This window comes from Scatolibacter rhodanostii, assembly GCF_900197595.1.
GTDB classification, from domain to species: Bacteria; Bacillota; Clostridia; order Oscillospirales; family Acutalibacteraceae; genus Scatolibacter; species Scatolibacter rhodanostii.
This window is the reverse complement of record NZ_FZLO01000001.1, coordinates 976,548-994,752: the sequence shown is the minus strand read 5'-3', so window position 1 is coordinate 994,752 and position 18,205 is coordinate 976,548. Positions and strand designations below refer to the sequence as shown.

Below are 18,205 nucleotides of genomic sequence, written 5' to 3'. Positions count from 1 at the left end.
AATCTTGCAATAAGATAAGCTATGCCCATATTTTCTATCACTTTATTTCAAATTTATAAACGGTATCAATATCATCTTGCAAATCAGCAGTAGTAAGCTGAATAAATGCATCATCAGGATATTCGTGCCCATTCCAAGGACGGAAGAGCGCTGCTTCAGACCAATCGCAAACACGACGCCCGTTTTTCAGTTTGCCTTCCATGCCATCAATCTTTAGGTCACCAATGCCTCTATCAAAAACATGGGCATATAAGGTGTTTCCTTTTTGGGTATAAAAGCCCCAGTCCGGTTTTTTCATCATACTTTCGCCGCATCCATAGATACTTTCGCCGTTTTCATATATCCATTTGCCCATATCTTCTAATATTTGAATGCTTTCACGCGGAAGCTCTCCTTTGGGCGAAGGCCCCACATTGACCAGTAGATTTCCACCTTTGCTGGTGCATTCGACAAGGGCGCGAATAATGGTTTTAGCACTTTTATACTCTCGATCTAATGGGGAATAGCCCCAGTGAAAATTCATAGTAATGCAAAGCTCCCAAGGAGATTTGTTGCCATAAACATCAGTCATAGGTGCATCCGGCATAATTTGTTCAGGCGAAACAAAATCACCGCTGTATTCGGTTATTGGCTCGCTCGCCTTGTTAATGCCTAAGCGGTTGTCAATGATGATATCTGGCTGCAAAGAACGCATCATTCGAACAAGCTTGGTAGCTTCCCATTTTTCTCCTGCCATCTCATTATAAGAATAATCAAACCACATGATATCCAATTTTCCGTAGTTTGTCAGCAGTTCTTCCACTTGCCCATGTAGATATTTCACATAGCGAGAAAAATCTTTTTTCTCTTCTTCTTCAGGAAATTTTCCTTGCATAGGGTGGAAAGGATCTTTATAACAGGGGAAATCTTCATGATGCCAGTCAAGCAGCGAATAATAGAGTCCAACCTTTAAACCCTCTTCACGAAATGCATCTAGAAATTCTTTGACTAAATCACGTTTGCAAGGTGTATTGGTAGATTTATAATCAGTTAAAGCACTGTCAAACAGGCAAAATCCATCATGGTGTTTGGCTGTTAATATGGCATATTTCATACCAGCTTCTTTGGCTTTTTTTGCCCATTTTTTGGGGTCATAATGAATGGGGTTAAATTCATCAAAGTATACTTGATAATCTTCCAGCGAAGTATGTTCAACACTTCTCATCCATTCTCCTTTACCAGGAATGGCATATAATCCCCAATGGATAAACATACCAAATCGGTCCTCCATGAACCACGATTTTGCATTATTTTTTTCCAGACTCATATTTTATTCCTCCCAGAAAATATGTTATGCTGCGCTGCAGCAGTTCAGCAGCACAGCATAATCATTTTGCATTTATGAGTTTGTCTGATAGAATTTTAAGTAAGTAATAGCGGCAAAACTTCTGCTTGCATTTACTTTAAAGCGCACTTGCTTTGTTTTAATCTTAGAAAATTGACAGATTCTTTTATAGCCAATGGTAGTAGCACTAAAAAAGGTTTTCCAGTGATTCTCTTCATCAAGATAATCTAAGTCAAAAGACTCGATATGCTGCCCCTCTTCAATGGTTTCCTGAATAACAGCCATGTCAAGCTCAATAGGTTTATCCCATGAGAGGGTTAATGCAGGAGAAACATCGTCTGTACCGGATTGCCAATAAGTATCTCGATTAGAAGAATAAACAAATTCTGGTTCGTGCTCGGCTGCAAAACTTGAAGAGACGCAGTTTTCTGGCAATGGAGCAGGATTGGAAAAGAGTTTTTGTAAGGCAGAACCCATTTCAGATAACCGCTCGATGTCAGCTTCGGCAAAAAGTCCATCTGGATTAGGCGGAACATTTAAAAGCAGATTAGCGTTGCCACCAACAGAGCGAAGATACATGGTCATTAAAGTATTTAATGAATGTAGCTTTGTATCATCTTCTTTAACATATCCCCAGCTTGGGCGAATAGAAACATCAACTTCAGCAGGATACCACATAAGTTCTTGGCCTTTGCTGATAAACTCTCTGCTGCCAAGGTCAGGCCAAGTAGCATTTGGAATGGTGTCAATTTGACGCCAATAACCAGGATTTCTCTCTGTTGTCATAATTTCTTTAGGTACAACGCTCCACTCTTCATCTCGGCATACGCCAGCTTCGTTTCCGCACCAGCGAACGTCAGGCCCGCAAATACAGATACTAGCATTTGGCTGCAATTCACGAATGAGTGCATAATAGCCGTCCCAATCGTAGTCTTGTTTTATTTTGGTCTCTCGGCAGGCACCGTCAAACCAAACGCAGAATATGTCGCCGTAATTTGTCAGGAGTTCACGAAGCTGATTCTTAAAAAAGATATTATAGGCTTCTGTTCCATATGTGGTTTCGTGCATGTCCCACGGAGAAAGGTAGACACCAAACTGGAGACCATGTTTTTTACAGGCATGGGCTACTTCTTTGACAATGTCGCTCTGCCCATTTTTCCATGGGCAGTTTTTGACACTGAAATTGGTATAGGCTGTTGGCCACAAGCAGAATCCCTCATGATGTTTGCAGGTCAGCAATAAAGCACTCATACCGGCAGATTTGAAGGCTTTTACCCACTGTTCGGCATCGAAGTGAATAGGATTGAAAAATTTTGCTTTAGCGTCACTTCCGTCTGGTGTTTCGGTATCCGTATAGGTGTATAGCCCAAAGTGAACAAAGCCATAAAACTCAAGCTGGTTCCATTTAATTTGTCTTGCGGTAGGTTTGATTTTTGCAGCTTTTTCAATATAATTCATAGCTCTCGATTCATTTCAATTCATATGTGGTTGGTTGCGTATACAAATAAGATTTTAGCCTTTAAATCTATCATAAATTTGTTGTTTAAGTTCAACCCAACGGCTAACGCCGATTTTGTCAAGTTCAGCAAGGTAAGAATCCCATTCTGCATTGACATCAGCTTCTCCAGAAATCCACTCTGCGAGTTTGTTTTTAGAGTAAGTCATAATATCATTTTGCAAGATAGAGAGTTCTTCGTTTTCTTCACTTGTCATAAAGGCATTTGGCCAGCGTTCCCATTCACCACTTGTGAATTTGTCAGCATACTCCATATATTGTGAAGTAATCTCTTCTTTTTCACTTGCAGTTGCTTTCAAAGCATTGCGGCCTTCTTCGCCAATAATAGCAGGAGCGAAAGGAAGTTGTTGCTGACCTCTTTCATAGGTTTCTGGTTGTTCAAGATTCCAAACAATTTGGTTGTTGTCATCAAAATACCAAGATTTTTCTTTGTCTGGGCCAATACCCATGGTAGCATTTAAGCTGGTTTCAGCATCAGCATAGAATTCATCTACCCATTGAATCAATTTATCGGGAGTTTCGCAGGCTGACGTAATAATGAATTGGTCACGATAGAAACCAACAATACCTTCTTTTAGGGTGTTGCGGTCACCGTTAGGGCCTTCCAGTGGCATAAGCGCAACATATTCGTCTTTATTGGTACCAGAATTATCCCAGCTAGAGAATACGCCCAAAGAAACAGGGTCACTAGAAATTTTAGCACTGTATTGGCTGTCATCCATAGTAAAGACTTCTTTGTCCAGTAAATCTTCTGCGTATAGTGTAGCGAGCCATTCTGCGCCTTTTTTAAAGCTTTCTGCAGCTCCAAGATAAACCACTTTGCCATTATCAATAATTGTGTAGTCGGGATCGGGAGCAAGCGGATAACCAAAAGCACCGAAATACCAACCGTGGTCAGCTGCGCCCCAGTCTTTAAACATGAAAGCCATAGGGATTTCATCATTGAGACCGTTGCCGTTTGGATCGTTCTCTTTAAAGGCACGCATAACATCAACGAACTCGTCAGTTGTGGTAGGAACTTCTAAATTTAGCTTATCAAGCCATGTTTTGTTGATAAAAGTATTGTTATAAATATAGGGATTATATAGAACGCTTGGCAAGGCATAAATGTTGCCGTCAGCAGCTGTAATCATATTCATGATTTGGCTGTTTTCTTCTTCAGCGCGTTTTGTGAAATTGGGAGCATTCTTTTCAATGAGGTCATTTAGCGGGAGATAAACACCTTGACTGCCATAGGTAATGATGTTGGAATCTCCACCGCCAAAGCCGCCGATAAAGGCATCAGGATATTCGCCGGATGTCATCAAAATGCTGAATTTTTCGTCTGCTTCACTTTCTAGATAAGTGGTCCAGTTAATCTTAACGCCTGTCTTTTCTTCCATGGATTTCCAGAATTCTCCGTTTTCTGGGTTACCCCAGTTTGGAGATAATCTTGCAGCAAGGTTATAGGTTTGGACTGAATCGGTAGTACCTGTTTCGCTAGTGCTGACATTTGAGTCTCCATTTTCAGACGCTTTATTGTCTGTAGCGCAGGCACTGAAAACAGAAGTGACTAAAACAGCACTGAGAAGCATGGCTAATAATTTTTTCATACTTTAACTCCTTACTTTCCATAATATAATTTTTTTCGTTTTTAAAGCGTATTCAAGCCCCAAAAGTTTGCTCGCACGATTAAAAACAGAATCCCAACGTTAAAACGTACCCTATAAAGATCTGTTATCCTTTGATAGAACCAATCATCACTCCTTTAACAAAATACTTTTGCACAAATGGATACAACATCAATACAGGCACGCTAGAAACAATGACAAGAGCATATTTTAACATTTCAACTTCCTGATAAAATTTTGCTCTGTCAGTCATGCCCGCTAAAGTTGCATCTGGCTGGCTAGAAATCAGGATATTTCTCAGAACCATCTGCAAAGGATATAATTCGCTGTCTTTGAGATACAATAAGGCTGAAAAGTACGAATTCCAATGTCCTACAGCATAAAACAGCACCATAACAGCGATAAGAGCCTTTGAGAGGGGCAAAGCGATTTGAATAAAGAATTTGCGATTTGTACAACCGTCAATAATAGAAACCTCATAAAGTTCAAGAGGAATGCTGCCTTCAAAAAAGTTACGGCAGATAATTAGATTCCAGACGCTCATGGCACTAGGAATTAACAGAGCCCAAAACGAGTTATAAAGGCCTAAATCTTTTACCACTAAAAAAGTGGGAATTGTGCCGCCTCCAAAAAACATGGTAAAAGAAAAAATCATCATGATAAAATTTTTTCCTCGCAAATCTTTTCGGGAGAGACTGTATGCAGCAGGCAGTGTAACAATTAAATTAATGATAGTACCGAGAGAGGTGTATAGGATTGTATTAAAATAGCCTCTGCCAATATCGGGATTGGAAAAAACTCGTTTATAGCTTTCTAGTTGGAATCCTCTTGGGAAAAGAGTGACTTTTCCGGTTAACACCATAGTAGGTGTACTAACAGATGCAATGACAATATAATATAAAGGATAAAGTATTATCAGTGTGATTAGAATCAATAAAACCGTGTTGACAATATCAAAAATAACATCTGATTTGGTCCCTTTGAAGATTTTACTATGCATGGTATAAAGCCCCTCCTTCTACCAAAGTGAAATGTCACTGATTTTTTTTGAAACTTTGTTTACAAAGATAAGCAAAGTAAAGTTAATGATAGAATTAAACAGATTGACCGCTGAAGAAAAACTATATCTCCCATCTAATAACCCCACCTTATATACATAAGTAGAAATTACTTCTGATATTGCGGAGTTTCTGTCATTTTGCATGAGATACACTTTTTCGAAGCCCACACCCATAATGCTACCAAGACTAAGTAAAAGCATGATGACACAGGTAGGCATAATAGTAGGAATATCGATATAGCGCATGCGCTGCAGTTTGCTGGCACCGTCTAAAGTAGCAGCTTCATATAAAGTAGGGTCTACACTCGACAAAGCGGCAATATAAACAATTGCGGAATAGCCCATGTTTTGCCAAACGCCCGACCAAACGTATAAGTGCCTGAACCATGAACTATCTGACATAAACGTTTGTGTAGTACCCCCCAGCGCAGAAATAACAGTATTGACAATGCCGTAATTGGGAGAAAAGAAAATGTTCATCATGCCAATTAAAACGGTTATAGAAATAAAATAGGGTATGTAGGTGACAGTTTGCACCATTTTTCCAAAACGTTTGCTAACAGAATAGTTCAACATAAGAGCTAAGATGATGGGGAAGGGGAAGGAGACAATAATGGAGTATAGCGACAAAACAATAGTGTTTACAATGATTTGTTTAGCCGTATAGATACTGAAAAAACGTTCAAAATGTTTTAGACCTACCCATGGGCTTCCGGCGATACCTTGTGCAGGGTTAAAGTCTTGAAATGCCATGAGCACGCCATACATGGGAAGATAAGCAAAGATGATAATAAAAGCAAGAGCAGGCAAAAGCATAATGTATAAATCATAATTGTTTTTTATGTATCTTCCAAATGGCATTTTTTTCGGCTTAAATGAGTTCTTTTGTGATAGATGAGTCATTTTCATTTTCCAGATAACCTCCTATTTGTATTGTGCGAAATTCAGCGTATGATGTAACCCCTCATTTTCTTTGGCCATAAATCTTGAATTCTTCATGCATATGCTGCATTTCAGCATCATCCAAAATCACAGGCTCTCCAATGCTTTTAGCGCGATAGTAGATATTGGCGCAATACTCGACCTCTTCCAGTACGTTATAAGCGTTGGCAATATCGTAATGCCCAGTTAATACCCCGTGGTTAGCAAGCAAAACAGCTTTGCGATCGATCATTCCGGTATAAGCATTTTCGGCTAACTCTTCTGTGCCAAAACTGGCATATTCAGCACATCTTACATTTGGACCGGCGACAGCAATCATATAGTGTGCAGCGGGAAGGTCCCAACGTAATTCGGCTAAAATCGTAGAATAAATTGTGTGGGCATGAATAACACTGTTGATATCAGTTCTTCTTTCGTAAAAGAGCTTGTGCATCACCCATTCGCTAGAAGGTTTTCTCGTTCCTTCTACAATCGTACCGTCTGTTCGCATAATGACGATGTCCTCCGGTAAGATTTCAAAAAAAGGAATGCCGGAAGGTGTAATGGCCATCAACTTTTCTTCTCGATTGTAGATACTTAAATTCCCGCCTGTACCGCAAGTAAAGCCATCTGTAACTAGTTTTTTGCCGTACTCAATCAACAGGTTTCTTTCTGTCATCAGTTTCATAGGTAACCTCTTCAAATGTAAAGTAATAGTTAAATGTTTAAATTCAGGGACTGTTTGTCAATGAACAAATAGAATATAAATATGTCAGAAAGAACAATTATTTCAAAACACAGCATTTAGGTTCTTCTGTAATGTTAATATAATTATAATCTGGTTTAGTTATTGACAAATTAAAAAATAATCGTTAACATAGATTTATATTAGTAGAAAATACTAATATAAATTGTTATTTATGATAAATAATGTCTAATTAATCATTTGATGTTTATATTCTAGTACATATTTATATAAATTTCTACAAATTTGATAAAAGTGGAATATGTTCGCTAATCAAAATGATAAAAATCAAAATTGTTCAAAATTGTTCAGTGATTCTTTAAAAAGGAGCATTTTATGATTGAAAATAGAAGACATAAAGATATATTGGAACTAATTGAAAGAAAAAAGTACATGAAACCCGCAGAGCTTTCTCGTTTGCTTTATGTCAGTATCTCAACTATACGCAGAGACCTGATTGAATTGGAGAAACTGGGAGTCATTCAAAAAAGTCATGGTCAAGTGTCTCTTTTTGAAAAGAATGAGCCGGCTCATATGATTAGGGCGAGTGCTAATTTTAAAGAAAAAGCCTATATTGCTAAGATTGCCTCTAGCTATATCGAGAATGGACAGTCTATTTTCTTAGATTCAAGCACAACAGTGAATGCACTTTGCGCACATATTGGTGATTTTAGAAATATGACGGTCATTACGAATAGTCTGCAAAATGCTTTGGATATGGTCTCTTCTAATAATAAGATAATTGTGACAGGGGGTGATTTAAAACCAAACTCAGTGTCCTTAATTGGTGAAAAAGCAGAGGATTTTTTAGAGTCTTTTAATGTTGACTACGCTTTTGTTTCATGCAAAAGCGTTAATACCGAAGGGATTTATGAAGAGGATTATCAACAAGGACATTTAAAAGGTAAGATGATTCGCAGAGCTTTGAAGAAAGTATTGCTTTGCGACAATGGTAAATTGGGAAAAATGGGGTTTTATTGTTTCGCTTCACTTTATGATGTTGATATTATCATTTTCAATCAAAAGCCTGACAATAGATTCATAGAAGCTTGTACCAAATACAATTGTGAGGTCGTTTGGTAAAAGACGGAAAATACATAGCATAAAAAATTGTTCATACCCTGACGATTAAATCAAGATTATATGTCGTTATTGATTAAAAATAAAAGCCAACTTCCGATGTGATTCAGGAAGTTGGCTTTTTAATTTTTTATAGGGGTTTAAAGATTAAGAGTTGTCATCTGATGGAGATGATTCTGGCTTTAGTTCAGCGTCAGGTTGAGCAGTCTCTGAATCTTCGGTCAACGAAAGTTCTTCGGCCGGTGAAGCAAATTCGTGGGGAAGAATGACAGGTTCAAATGTCTGAGAAAAAGTTTCAAGTGGAGTTTCTAACTCAAAAATAACTTTGACAAGAAAAATATCTTCATCAATTTTGAGGACGAATTTTCCCCCACAGGCTTCTGTAAAGCTTTTGGCAATTGATAAGCCAAGCCCACTGCCTTCAGTTGTTCGGTTTTGATCGCCGCGGATGAAACGCCCTGTCAGGTATTCTGCTGCAGAAGAGTCAAGCTCAGCTTTTGCTACATTACGCAGGCTAAATTCTGCAAAGCGATTTACTTTTTTTAAGGACATATAAACACGAGAACCTTCTAACGAATATTGGGCAGCATTTCGAATTAAGTTCTGAAAAACACGGTACATTTTTTGTCCGTCAGTTTGAATCATCAGCGCTTCGTCAGCAATATCAATGCGCCAGTCTAGCTGAACTTTATTCATGCATTCTTCAGTTTCAGCCAAAGTTTGCTGAAGCAATTTGGAGAGGTCAAGCGGTTCTACATTAAGAGAAAGGTTGCCGGTTGCCGCTTTAGAAACCTCAAAAACATCCTGCACAATATGGCTAAGGCGAGTTGCTTTGTTAGAAAGAGTCTGCACATAATCTTGTACATGTTCAGGCAAACCTTCTTCCTTTTTTAAGAGCTCAATATAAGAGATGATAGAAGTTAAAGGGGTTTTGATATCATGAGAGACATTCGTGATGAGCTCAACTTTGGTTTTGTTGGCTTTAATACCTTCATCAACAGCTCTTTCAATGCCGGTTCGAATCATGTTAAGCTGCATAGCCATGTCATAAAATTGAGATGCAGGACTGATACTATTCACGGCATTTAAATTTCCACTATACATCTTCTCAATTTGCACCATGATATTGCTCAAGTCTTCTAGGTCTTTTTTATGAGAAAGGTAATACCAAGCAAGAGAACCGATGATACCCGAAAGAGAAATAAAAATAATAGAGGGAATAATAAGATCAAAACGACTTGTATTGCGCACGTAGTTTTCTCTCAAAAAATTTACGACAGATATAACAAGAGCGTCTAAAATAATAATTCCCGAGATAATGCTAATGACGGAAATCATTCTTCTAATGGCAATATATTCATAGGTGCTGCCTTTTTTTGCTTTATTAAAGGCATGGAGAATAGAAGAAGCTATGTTTCTTCTAAAAATAGAACGGTTATAGCCAATATCCAAACATACAAGATAGATAACCAAAATAATAGCAAGCAGTAAAAGCCAAAAAATGTTTGGTAGTATGGCTAAGTAGATAATCAGCGGATAAAACATAATTTTGAATTCAATCCATACTTTAGCGAGAAAATGAGTTAACAATACCTCAAACTGCTTGCGTTCTTTTCGAAAAAGCATGGTGAGAACCAAACTAAGCAAGACAAGAAAGATAATGCTAATCAGCCGAATGAGTATTTCTTGAGGGATTTTGTGAAAGTGAGGGAAGAGATAGAGGACTTCCTTAATGCTGCCTGAAAGATCAGATTGAAACAAAACTAGAACCATGGCAGTTACAATGCACGAAAAAGCATAAATCAATGAGAGAAAGGCCACCCAAGAAATCAGGCCAACAAATAGGTTAACAGGCAGTTTAGTGTTTTTCAATTTTGTAGCCAATACCCCATACCACCTTTAGATATTCCGGTTCTCCCGGATTAATTTCAATTTTTTCACGGATTCTGCGGATATGCACCATGACCGTGTTTTCCGTTGAATAAGCAGATTCATTCCAAATTTTGCTATAAATTTCTTCTGCTGGGAAAATTCTACCTGGATTGCGCATCAACAGCTCAACAATCTTGGTTTCTGTAGCGGTCAATTTAACAGGTTCGCCATCCGCATAGAGAACGTGTTCGTCTGTGTTAAAAGAAAGGCGTCCGTTGAGAATGATATTTTCACTGCTGGCATTAATATCGCCCAAACGGGTATAGCGTCTTAGGTGAGATTTAACCCTTGCGGTTAACTCCATAGGGTTAAAAGGTTTTGTAATATAATCATCAGCGCCGACAGACAGACCAATAACCTTATCGCTGTTCTCACTTTTAGCAGATAAGACAATGATAGGCAGGTTTTTCTTTTCACGAATGCGCATAATGGCAGATAAACCATCCATTTTTGGCATCATAACATCAATAATGATGAGGTGAACGTCTTTTGTCATGGCAATGTCTAATGCTTCGAGTCCGTCATAAGCTCGAAAAACATTGTAGCCTTCTGCTTCAAGGTTGAGCGCGATGGCTCTCACGATTTCATGGTCATCATCCACAACAAGAATGTTTTTTTCGTTTGCGTTTGTCATGCTGTATTCATACCTCCGCCATAGTATTCTTAATCATTTATTTTACTGGTTGTATCTTACGATTGCCCAAATGAATTCTTACAAATTGCTTACATCCATTGATAACAGAAAAATTGTGCAACAAGCAATTGGTAAATCATACTTTATGACTATAGTTTATCCTGTCTTGCTCATAAAATCAATGGAAAAGTGATAGTGGCAGAGAGAATAGCATATAATTTATTGCAGTAATGTAAAGGATGAGGTGAGATGGTGAGAAAAATTTGGAAAAAATATAGCGGAATTATCTGCTCTGCCGTCATGATTGTGGCGGTTTCGGCTCTCATTATTACGACAGGAATTCAAAAAAGCGAAATTGTCATGGCTTCGGCAGAAATCACAAATTGGGGGCTTAGTTTTCAGCAGGAGGGTCAGCCGCCGATAGGCAATGCCACAGCAGAATATCTGGCAGGGTACGATTCACTTTTTTATCAGGCAACAGAAGAAAAAATCATTTATCTTACATTTGATGCCGGGTTTGAGAATGGGAATATGCCTAAAATCTTAGAAGCTCTCAAAAAGCATGGAGTAAAGGCAACGTTCTTTCTGGTAGGCAACTTCTTTGAAACAGAGCCCGATTTAGTGCGTCAAATGGTAGCAGATGGTCATACAGTGGCCAATCATACCTATAGTCACCCCGATATGTCCGCAATTTCTTCCAAAGAAAACTTTGTGAATGAGTTAAGCAAGAACGAAGTCTTATATAAAGAAATCACGGGTCAGGATATGCCTAAGCTTTACCGTCCACCACAAGGAAAATATTGCCAAAGCAATCTTGAGATGGCACAGCAATTGGGGTATAAGACTGTTTTTTGGAGTCTGGCTTATGTCGATTGGTATCAAGACAAACAGCCGTCTAAAGAAGAAGCTTTTTCAAAACTGTTACCGAGAATTCACAATGGGGCCGTGGTATTGCTACATAGCACTTCCAGTACAAACGGGGCAATTTTAGATGAACTTTTGACAAAGTGGGAAGAAGCCGGTTATCGTTTTGGGGACTTGGAAAACCACTTGTTGGGCACGTCACAAGCAGGAGAACTACCAGAAAATAATCCGTATTCTTTGTTTGAATCAGCCGAATGATAAAAGTTTACAAATCGTTGCGACATATTGCTGTTTTGTAGTGTATAATAAAGATACTTTATTAAAAAGCAGGATGCGAAAATGAATCAAACACATATTGCTATTATTGGTGCGGGCGCCAGTGGACTTATGGCTGCCTATAAAGCGGCAGATACAATGCAAAAACAAGGAGAAGTTGTTTCGGTAACAGTTTTAGAAGGAAATGTTCGTGCGGGTAAAAAGCTTTTGGCTACAGGAAACGGACGATGTAACCTGACTAATACACAAATTTCCGCTATTAATTATCATGGTGATAGCAAAGCGGACGAAATCGCCTTAAGGTTGTCTGCCGAAGAAGTTATGGAAGAGTTTGAAAAAATGGGAATACTCTGCCGGCAAGATGAAGCCGGCAGAGTATATCCTCATAATTTGCAAGCGGCAGCGGTTTTAAAAGCTCTGCGTTCAGCTTGTGAAGAAAAAGGAGTCAAATTTTTATACGAATACAATGTTTTTTCTATGCTCCATATGGCAGACGGTTTCTTGCTGAAAAGTGAAAACGGCCATGAGATTTTAGCAGACATATGCATTTTAGCCAGTGGCGGACAAGCCTCGCCTAAACATTCATGCGGCATGAACGGCTATGCGCTGGCAAAACAGATGGGGCATACAGTAACAAAACTGGCGCCGGTTCTCACACCTGTTTTGTGTAAAGAAAAGGTGATTTCTTCTATTAAGGGGATGCGGTGCAAAGCCAATGCGGTATTAGAAGGCGATGGTATACCATTATATTATGAAAGCGGAGAAGTTATTTTTGCAGAAAAAGCACTGTCAGGCATTTGCATTTTTAATATTTCTGTTTTAGTGGCAGATTTTATGCGCTTTGGCCTAGTGAAAGGTAAAAAATATAAAAATTTGACTATTGTGCTAGATTTGGCAGAGAATATAGAAGAGCATACGCTGAAAAATTATTTAAAACAAAGCTGTCAAAGCTATCCTAACCGAGACGTAGGAGACCTTTTAAATGGCGTAATTAACATGAAAATTGGAGAAGAATTGCTAAAATCTTTGAAGTTTAATCGCAGTCGACCGTTCTCTAGTTTGACAAATGCTGAAATAGAGCTTATTGTAAAGACCTTGAAAGCATGGCGCTTTTCTGTTTCTGGTCTAGGCGATTGGGAAAAAGCACAGGTAACAGCCGGTGGCGTACCACTCAGTGAAATTCAAACGCATACGATGCAATCTTCTAAAATGCAAGGGTTCTATTTAACAGGAGAGGTTCTGGATGTTCATGGTGACTGCGGAGGATTTAACCTTCACTTTGCGTGGGTCAGCGGCTTGTTGGCGGGAAAAGCAGCAGCAAAAAATATTATAATAATTTGAGGTTTTATGATTAAAATTAGTAATTTACATGTTCCTTTAACATATGACAAGCAAACATTATTTAGGGCATGTGCAAACAAATTGAGGATAGATGAAAAGGCTGTCCGTGAAGTGCAGCTGATAAAAAAGTCGATTGATGCAAGAGATAGGGAAGACGTGCATTTTTCACTGTCTGTTGAAGCTAAAATTGATGGCAACGAAAACGAATTGGTGGCTCGCAGACGCAGTCATGAAGTTACATTAGCCGAATCTTATCAGTACGAATTGCCAGCCAGTAAACCACTTGCACAAAGACCGGTTATTGTTGGTTTTGGCCCTGCCGGAATGTTTGCCGCTTTAATTTTGGCGCAGGCAGGACAAAATCCTATTGTAATTGAGCGAGGCGAATCTGTAGAAAACAGACAGAAAACCGTACAGAATTTTTGGGAAAATCGGGTTTTGCAAACGGAGAGCAATGTGCAGTTTGGTGAGGGCGGTGCCGGTACTTTTTCTGATGGCAAACTCACAACAGGCACAAAAGATGTGAGAATTAGAAAAGTGCTTGAAGAGTTTGTGAAAGCTGGTGCACCGGCTGAAATTCTTTATGAGGCAAAACCTCATTTGGGAACAGACAAGCTTCCGCTTATTGTCAGCACCATTCGCAAAGAAATTATTCGTTTGGGCGGCGAAGTTCGTTTCAATACAAAACTGGTTGATTTTTCTGTTTCAAACGGAAAGCTTGCTGAAGTTATGGTCGAAGAGCAGGGAAAGAACAGAGAATCGATTCCGTGTGATGATTTGATTTTAGCGATTGGGCATAGCGCCAGAGATACATTTTTTCTGTTAGACGAAAAGAAAATGGCCCTACAGGCCAAGTCTTTCTCGGTCGGTGCCAGAATTGAACATCCAACCGCCGTAATTGATCGTGCGCAGTATGGTGAATTTGCTGGTTCACCGTACTTGGGAGCAGCCGATTATAAGCTTTCGTGTCATTTGCGAGATGGTAGGGGTGTGTATACATTTTGCATGTGTCCAGGTGGCTATGTGACGGGCGCTGCCTCAGAAGAAGGCATGGTGGTGACCAACGGTATGAGCGAATTTGCCCGCGACGGCGCAAACGGCAACTCTGCCTTATTGGTGGGCGTTACGCCGGATGACTTCGGTCATTCCCCTCTTGACGGCATTGCTTTTCAACGAGAAATTGAACGAAAAGCTTTTCAGCTGGCAGGTTCTGATTATTCCGCTCCGGCACAGCGTGTGGGAGATTTTCTGAAAAGAAAAACCGCAGGTAGTTTTAAAAATTCAGCGGTAGTACCGACTTATCAGCCGGGTGTAGTAGAAGCTGATATCAGTCGCTGTTTGCCGAATTTTGTGACAGAAGCCATGCGTCTTGCTATTCCTTATATGGCAAGGCGACTGAAAGGGTTTGACAGCGGCGATGCTTTGCTGATCGCTCCAGAAACCAGAAGTTCTTCACCTGTTCGCATTTTGCGAAATGAAATGATGCAGTCTTTGAGCGTCGAGGGAATTTATCCTTGTGGTGAAGGGGCAGGATATGCCGGAGGAATCACATCGGCAGCGGTTGACGGAATTCGCTGCGCAGAAAAAATTTTGGAAAAAGGTTGAATTTTCGGTCATAATTATGTAAAATATGTACTGTCTATTATTGTATGATTTTGTGAACAGGAATTTTTAAGATATAGTTCATGATAAAAGGGACACAACGATTAAATATGCGGGAGGAAAAAAGATGTCTAATAGACTGTTTCAAGGAATTGTTCATCAAATGAGAGATACCATTGAAAGAACGATTGGTGTTGTTGATGAATCTTCTGTGATTATTGCTTGTAGTGAATTGGGTAAAATTGGAGAGGTCAATGAATTTGTCCGTTTGGCGAATGTCAGCTCAACAGAACTTTTCACAGCAAGCGATTATACGTTTAAAGCTTTTGGCAGCAGACCCAAAGCAGAATATGCCGTTTTTGTGGCAGGTACTGATGAAGATGCAGCAAAGTATGCCAAAATCTTGGCAGTATCTTTGGATAATATCAAACAATATTACGATGAAAAATATGATAGAGGTAACTTCATTAAAAATGTTATTTTAGATAATATTTTGCCGGGAGATATCTATCTTAAAAGCCATGAGCTTCATTTTGATTCGGATGTTTCCAGAGTTTGTATGCTCATTAAGATTACCAACAAAAACGATATTTCAGCTTATGATGTTCTGCAAAATCTCTTCCCTGACAAAAATAAAGATTTTATCGTGAATATCAATGAAAATGATATTGCACTTGTCAAAGAAATCAAGTCCAATATTGATGAAAAAGATATCGCTAAACTGGCTAGCTCTATTGTAGACACGCTATCGAGTGAATTCTATACACACTGCACAGTGGGTATTGGTACCGTTGTTGATAATATCAAAGACTTGGCAAGATCTTTTAAAGAAGCACAGGTTGCTTTAGAAGTCGGCAAAGTGTTTGATACAGAAAAATCAATCAGCAATTATAATAATTTAGGTATTGCCAGATTGATTTATCAACTGCCAACAACTCTTTGTGAAATGTTCTTAAAAGAAGTTTTTAAACGCGGACCAATTGATTCATTAGACCATGAAACACTGTTTACCATACAACGTTTCTTTGAGAACAATCTGAACGTTTCTGAAACATCAAGAAAACTGTTTGTACATCGTAATACGTTGGTGTACAGACTGGAAAAAATCAAAAAAATCACGGGTCTTGACTTAAGAGAATTTGAAGATGCTATTATCTTCAAAGTAGCACTCATGGTCAAAAAATATCTTTCCAACAATCCGGCAAAATTTTGATAAACTTTCCATTTAAATTCCGCACCGTTCCTTACACTTTTCAGAATGAATAGATAAGCACCCATTGGCAGTTTGAACAATGTCGATGGGTGATGTTGTTATGATAACAGCTCACGGAACGGCTGCAATTTGATTTAGGAGGGATACATTTTGATTGAATTTCGTAATGTGTCGAAAGTCTATAATAATGGAACAGAAGCCCTGCATGAAGTAAATCTTAAGATTGAAAAGGGCGAATTCGTATTTATCGTTGGTTCATCCGGCGCGGGTAAAAGTACATTTTTGAAGTTGATTATGTGCGAAGAGCGCCCTAGCTCAGGTCAGATTATTCTAGATGACCAGGATGTTTCCAAAATTAAAAAACGTAAAATTCCCTATGTTCGCCGTAAAATGGGCATTGTTTTTCAAGACTTCCGCTTAATTGACCATATGACGGTTTATGACAACGTTGCCTTTGCAATGCGTGCTGTGGGCACAACAGAACGAGCCGTTAAAAAGCGTGTACCTTACATTTTAGGCTTAGTTGGTTTACAGCATAAAGCAAAACATTTTCCGTCAGAGCTTTCAGGCGGTGAACAACAGCGTGTTGGCCTAGCTCGTGCCTTGGTGAATAACCCGGCCATGATTGTTGCTGATGAACCGACCGGTAATATTGACCCCGCATTGTCTTTTGAAATCGTGGATTTGCTTAATGAGATTAATCGTCGAGGCACGACAATATTGATGGTTACGCATGAGCATTCATTGGTCAAACATTTCCATAAACGTATTATTCAGATTCATAGCGGTGAAGTGGTAGCCGACACAGCTGAAATGCAAGCACCGCCGCCTGAACCAGTGAGAGAATTGCCGCCACAGCCTGCAGAAATTCCGCCTCAGCAAGAAACTCAAGAGGATTTCACAGAAGATTTTTCTGATGACGGGGAATATACACTTGCCTATGAGGACGGTCAGACTAAATATGCTGAACCGCTGGAATATGGCAACCAATATGACGATGCCGAAGATTATGGGTTTGCAGAGCCGGCTCATGAGGAATACGAAGATTATGATGTAGAGCCTGAAAATGGGGGAGATATTCCACTAAGTCATGCTGATCAGCGTTTGGATGAGAATCCTTTCCTAGGACAAGTGCCAAGTGAGGTGAGTGACGAATGAAATTGCATAGTTTGGGATATTTATTTAAAGAAGGCATTAAGGGCCTTTGGAAAAATAGAACGATGAGTATTGCCTCTATTGGTGTTTTGATTTCTTGTTTGCTTCTAACCGGTATTGCAGCAGTTTTGTCGCTTAATATATCAGCTATCATGTATTCGGCTGAAAGCGATAATAGCGTGATGGTTTCGCTCAATACCTCGATGTCAAGGCTTTCAACTATTAAGTTTGCTGAAGAATTTAAAAACATTGATAATATTGATTCTTATGAATTTCTTCCCAAAGAAGATGGCTTAGAATCCGTTAAAGGAATGCTGGATGATGAGGGTAAACTTTTACAAGGTCTTGAAGGGACAGACAACTTTCTACCAGATGCTTATGTGGTGACCTTGAAAGATATTAGCCGCTATGATGAGACGATTGAACAGATTAAGTCGTTGGATGGCGTTTACAAGGTGAGTGATTCCTATCGAGAAACAGCACAAAAGCTGAGTCGTTTGGAGAGGTTGATTCGATATGCCAGTATAGGAATTGTCTTAATATTGGGTGTTGTATCACTGTTCATTATTTCAAATACCATTAAAGTCACTATGTTTTCGCGCAGAATGGAAATCAGTATCATGAAATCAGTAGGGGCGACAAATGGGTTTGTACGAATTCCCTTTATCGTAGAAGGTGTTATGATCGGCATTCTATCGGGTGCTTTGGCAGCGACTCTTTTAGTACTCGCTTATCATCAAATTTCATCAATTATAGGCACGATAGCTTCTTTTATTACCGTGTTGAACCTTGACCCTTATAGAGAATTGATTTATGTTGCTTATATTCTGATAGGTATGCTATTTGGCCTTTTAGGCGGTGGCATTTCAATTGGTAAATATCTGAGAAAGCAAGGCGAAAATTCTGTTGCTTCTTAAAAATTTTGTAATTTA

Annotated in this window: 14 protein-coding genes and 1 pseudogene; 7 read left to right on the top strand and 8 right to left on the bottom strand. The window is 39.1% G+C overall.

The genetic code is table 11. From position 1 onward, the window contains the following. Window positions 1–37: 37 nt before the first annotated feature. From CS931_RS04500 to CS931_RS04475, 6 genes are all read right to left on the bottom strand, one after another. Window positions 38–1,306 carry an alpha-L-fucosidase gene (locus CS931_RS04500; protein ID WP_099204537.1) on the bottom strand — a complete coding sequence of 423 codons (1,269 nt, stop codon included), beginning with the start codon at window positions 1,304–1,306 and terminating at the stop codon, window positions 38–40. Window positions 1,307–1,378: 72 nt separating this feature from the next. Further along, entirely contained in the window at window positions 1,379–2,782 is a 1,404-nt protein-coding gene (locus CS931_RS04495; protein ID WP_099204536.1) for an alpha-L-fucosidase, read from the bottom strand. A 54-nt stretch (window positions 2,783–2,836) separates the two neighbouring features. Then, the gene (locus CS931_RS04490; RefSeq protein WP_099204535.1) at window positions 2,837–4,432 is read right to left on the bottom strand and encodes an extracellular solute-binding protein; all 1,596 of its coding nucleotides are present in this window, start codon (window positions 4,430–4,432) and stop codon (window positions 2,837–2,839) included. 124 nt (window positions 4,433–4,556) lie between these two features. Beyond that, complete coding sequence (locus CS931_RS04485) at window positions 4,557–5,450, bottom strand: carbohydrate ABC transporter permease (RefSeq protein ID WP_099204534.1); 894 nt, start codon at window positions 5,448–5,450, stop codon at window positions 4,557–4,559. An 18-nt stretch (window positions 5,451–5,468) separates the two neighbouring features. Beyond that, window positions 5,469–6,419, bottom strand: coding sequence for an ABC transporter permease (locus CS931_RS04480; RefSeq protein ID WP_099204533.1), 951 nt, complete (start codon window positions 6,417–6,419; stop codon window positions 5,469–5,471). Window positions 6,420–6,474: 55 nt separating this feature from the next. Then, window positions 6,475–7,119 (bottom strand): L-fuculose-phosphate aldolase, encoded by a 645-nt coding sequence (locus CS931_RS04475; RefSeq protein WP_200814935.1) that lies wholly within the window; start codon window positions 7,117–7,119, stop codon window positions 6,475–6,477. A 393-nt stretch (window positions 7,120–7,512) separates the two neighbouring features. On the opposite strand from CS931_RS04475, the gene CS931_RS04470 reads away from it, so the two are divergent. Beyond that, window positions 7,513–8,259 (top strand): DeoR/GlpR family DNA-binding transcription regulator, encoded by a 747-nt coding sequence (locus CS931_RS04470; protein WP_099204532.1) that lies wholly within the window; start codon window positions 7,513–7,515, stop codon window positions 8,257–8,259. Window positions 8,260–8,403: 144 nt separating this feature from the next. On the opposite strand, the gene CS931_RS04465 is transcribed toward CS931_RS04470, so the two are convergent. Together CS931_RS04465 and CS931_RS04460 are read right to left on the bottom strand one after the other, a co-directional pair. Further along, complete coding sequence (locus CS931_RS04465) at window positions 8,404–10,140, bottom strand: sensor histidine kinase (RefSeq protein ID WP_099204531.1); 1,737 nt, start codon at window positions 10,138–10,140, stop codon at window positions 8,404–8,406. Beyond that, window positions 10,115–10,822 carry a response regulator transcription factor gene (locus CS931_RS04460; RefSeq protein WP_099204530.1) on the bottom strand — a complete coding sequence of 236 codons (708 nt, stop codon included), beginning with the start codon at window positions 10,820–10,822 and terminating at the stop codon, window positions 10,115–10,117. The genes CS931_RS04465 and CS931_RS04460 overlap by 26 nt, the downstream gene beginning before the upstream one ends. 249 nt (window positions 10,823–11,071) lie before the next feature. Between CS931_RS04460 and CS931_RS04455 the strand changes: the two genes are divergently transcribed. The 6 genes and pseudogenes from CS931_RS04455 to ftsX all read left to right on the top strand — a co-directional run bounded on the left by CS931_RS04455 (window position 11,072) and on the right by ftsX (window position 18,190). Continuing rightward, the gene (locus CS931_RS04455) at window positions 11,072–11,944 is read left to right on the top strand and encodes a polysaccharide deacetylase family protein (protein ID WP_099204529.1); all 873 of its coding nucleotides are present in this window, start codon (window positions 11,072–11,074) and stop codon (window positions 11,942–11,944) included. 81 nt (window positions 11,945–12,025) lie between these two features. After that, window positions 12,026–13,303, top strand: coding sequence for a BaiN/RdsA family NAD(P)/FAD-dependent oxidoreductase (locus CS931_RS04450; RefSeq protein WP_099204528.1), 1,278 nt, complete (start codon window positions 12,026–12,028; stop codon window positions 13,301–13,303). 6 nt (window positions 13,304–13,309) lie between these two features. Further along, window positions 13,310–14,908, top strand: a complete 1,599-nt coding sequence (locus tag CS931_RS04445) for an FAD-dependent protein (protein ID WP_099204527.1) — start codon at window positions 13,310–13,312, stop codon at window positions 14,906–14,908. A gap of 124 nt (window positions 14,909–15,032) precedes the next feature. Further along, the gene (locus CS931_RS04440; protein WP_099204526.1) at window positions 15,033–16,118 is read left to right on the top strand and encodes a PucR family transcriptional regulator; all 1,086 of its coding nucleotides are present in this window, start codon (window positions 15,033–15,035) and stop codon (window positions 16,116–16,118) included. A 150-nt stretch (window positions 16,119–16,268) separates the two neighbouring features. Next, a pseudogene (ftsE, locus tag CS931_RS12885) lies at window positions 16,269–16,922 on the top strand (cell division ATP-binding protein FtsE); the annotation flags it as partial. A gap of 350 nt (window positions 16,923–17,272) precedes the next feature. Next, window positions 17,273–18,190: a permease-like cell division protein FtsX gene (gene ftsX, locus CS931_RS04430; RefSeq protein WP_099204524.1), complete on the top strand. Its 918-nt coding sequence runs from the start codon at window positions 17,273–17,275 to the stop codon at window positions 18,188–18,190. Window positions 18,191–18,205 lie beyond the last annotated feature (15 nt).